The following is a 2730-nucleotide window of genomic DNA, read 5'->3' on the forward strand; positions in this document are numbered from 1 at the left end:
GACCTTGACTGCGCGAGTTAAAGCCATGAACAATTGCATTTTCTACAAATGGCTGAAGTGTTAGCTTCGGGATGAATAGCTTGCGGATGTCCGGGGACGCCTCGATACCGTACTCCAGACCTGTTCGCCATCTCAGCTGTTGAATTTCCAAATAACACTCGATATGCATAAGCTCCTCGCCGATGGTAATGAAGCTATCCCCATTCGAGAGGCCAATCCGAAACATACGTCCCATTAGCTCCAAAATACGGCTAATCTCATCCTGCCCCGCTTCAATAGCCATCCAATTCAGCTGATCCAGCGTGTTGTAGAGGAAATGCGGGTTAATATTCGCCTGCAGCGCTTCAATTTCCGCCTTGCGCTGCTGTTCATATCTGCGCTGCAAAGAGAGATATAACTCCTCGATTCGTTCATTCTGTTTGCGGTATCCGGCGAACAAATAACCGAATTCATTTTGATAGTCGACTGGRAGTTCCACATTATTACCGCCTACGGAATAGACGCCCATTGCGCTCACTAGTTTCTTAATCGGCTTCGTGAACTGACGACTCAAAAAGTGCGTTAGAATCAGCGTGAGCAAGACAGCAGCAATACCAATAATGCCGATGACTTCAGCCAACCTGATACTGCCTGCGGTTATTTGCTTCCACGGCGTGATTTCAACCAACGTCCAGGTGGAGTCGAGCAGCTTCGAGTAAACCAAGAGGGAATCGCCCGCTTCGCTGCTGCCCTTGGTGCGCACAAAGCCAGACTGCTTCTGCTTCACACCGCTTTCCATCCATTTGGACAACTCGTTATGATCGGGGATCTCGCCAATCTTCAGAAACTGCTCTCCCCGTGAATCAATCATGATCCGATTCGTTTCCGAAGAATGCCCCGCCAGCAAGCTTCTAATCTGATCTGCCTTCACGTGAATGACCAATACACCTAAATATTTGTCGTCATACATGATTTTTCTGGCAAAACTCAGAACAGGCACGTCCCCTTGGAAACTTGGAATTAAATGCTCGATCGACCATGTAAAATCATTCCCTGTCAACAGCTCAGACCAAGACTGCTTGTTCAAATCCGCCATATCCCGAAACTGAATATAGCTTTTAGCATCACCTTCTAGCGGTCGGTTCATATACAAATCAATCCCTTGGATGAGCGGGATCGAGTACGTCAGATTGGCGAGTGCTTTCTCAACGCTCATAGATCGCCGATAGCGGTCGAATTCATCCTGCTTATTTACGAGGAAGGTGATGAGTTCGTTGTCGCGCGACGTAGATAGAGAGATTTGTTCAATAGTAACAAGCCTTGTCGTGATCTCGTTATTCAGCTCATCAAGCAACTTTTGCTGATATTGAAACGTCGTTTGAGCAATCTCTCCGGATGAAATGCTATAACTCGCCCATACGCTGCAAGCCAATACAACAATAATAAATCCAGCAAAGCTGCGGAAAAACAGATGATCGATTCTAAACTTTTTGAAAGGATTCGTCATGCGGTCTTCGCTCCCATTAAATATCCGATTAGGCGAAAGAAACGGTAAAACAACGAAACTCCTTCGTCGCTTTACCGTTCTATGGATCACTTATTTGTTTCTCATCTTATCCTTTAATGCCCGTCGTTGCAATCCCTTCAACAAAGTACTTCTGCAGGAACATGAAGACAAGTGTCGCAGGAACAATCGATACAAGCGACATCGCCAGCAGCTGCCCCCACTCCTGACCGGACTGAGAATCATTAATCATCCGGAGAGCCAAACCGACGGTGTACTTATCAACGGAGTTAATATAGAGCAAATGCCCCAAGAAATCATCCCAGTTCCAAAGGAAACAGAAAATCATGACCGTAACAATCGCCGGTTTCGTAAGTGGCATCACAATTCGCCAGTAAATACCGAACCAAGAGCAACCGTCTATTTTCGCCGATTCATCCAGTTCCTTGGGAATTCCACGTACGAATTGAATGAGCAAGAAGACGAAAAACGTTCCACCCGCACCGCTAGCGAGCAAATGAGGCACAATAAACGGCAAGTACGTGTTCACCCATCCCAATTGATGGAACATCGCATACTGCGGAATAATAAGCACTTGCCCTGGAAGCATCAGCGTGACCATGAGCAGTGAGAACCAGAAGGTTTTGAGCGGGAAATTCAGTCTTCCGAAACCGAATGCAACAAGCGTGCAGGAGATCAAAGTTACAGCAAGAACGGCAATTTCTAATCCGAACGTGTTGAGATAAAAGTCGGTGAACGAATGCCCCGGAACTGAATTCCAGCCTTTTACAAAATTGCTCCATTGCGGTGATGAAGGAAATAGGTTCGGTGAACTCAACTCACTATTGGATTTGAGTGATGCGCCGATCCACCAAAGGACTGGATATGCCATCAATAAACTGAAGGCAATCATGAATAGGTGACGGACAGCTTGACTCCATTTGATCGTCATTTACTCTTTTTACCTCCCGTATCGGCTTCATAAAATACCCAGTATTTGGAGGTTCCTGCGATAATAGCCGCCACGATAACAATCATGATAAGCATAATCCAGGCCAGCGCTGAAGAGTACCCCAATTGGTAACGGCTGAAGGCCCTTTCGTATAAGTACATGGCATAGACATAAGTCGAGTTCATCGGACCGCCATTTGTAATGACGTAAGCTGAGGTGAACATTTGAAACGCGCTAATAACACCCATAATCAGATTAAAGTATAAAGTCGGTGACAGCATCGGAAGTGTAATTT

3 protein-coding genes are annotated in these 2730 nt (G+C 46.1%); all 3 read right to left on the reverse strand.

Annotated features, from left to right (window positions below; genetic code table 11):
• Window positions 1–1486, reverse strand: a 1486-nt coding sequence (locus AC1DUA_RS32705) for a cache domain-containing sensor histidine kinase (RefSeq protein WP_477503702.1), incomplete at its 3' end; no start/stop codon positions are given.
• A 106-nt stretch (window positions 1487–1592) separates the two neighbouring features.
• Window positions 1593–2435: a carbohydrate ABC transporter permease gene (locus tag AC1DUA_RS32710; protein ID WP_477503703.1), complete on the reverse strand. Its 843-nt coding sequence runs from the start codon at window positions 2433–2435 to the stop codon at window positions 1593–1595.
• Window positions 2432–2730 (reverse strand): carbohydrate ABC transporter permease (locus tag AC1DUA_RS32715; protein WP_477503704.1); only part of this gene is annotated, 299 nt, incomplete at its 5' end. The genes AC1DUA_RS32715 and AC1DUA_RS32710, both read right to left, overlap by 4 nt.

The sequence above is a fragment of the Paenibacillus sp. 01T422 genome (genome assembly GCF_056398785.1).

Coding starts and splice junctions, on each gene's coding strand:
- AC1DUA_RS32710 (WP_477503703.1), bottom strand. CDS start 2,435: ATGACGATCAAATGGAGTCAAGCTGTCCGTCACCTATTCATGATTGCC.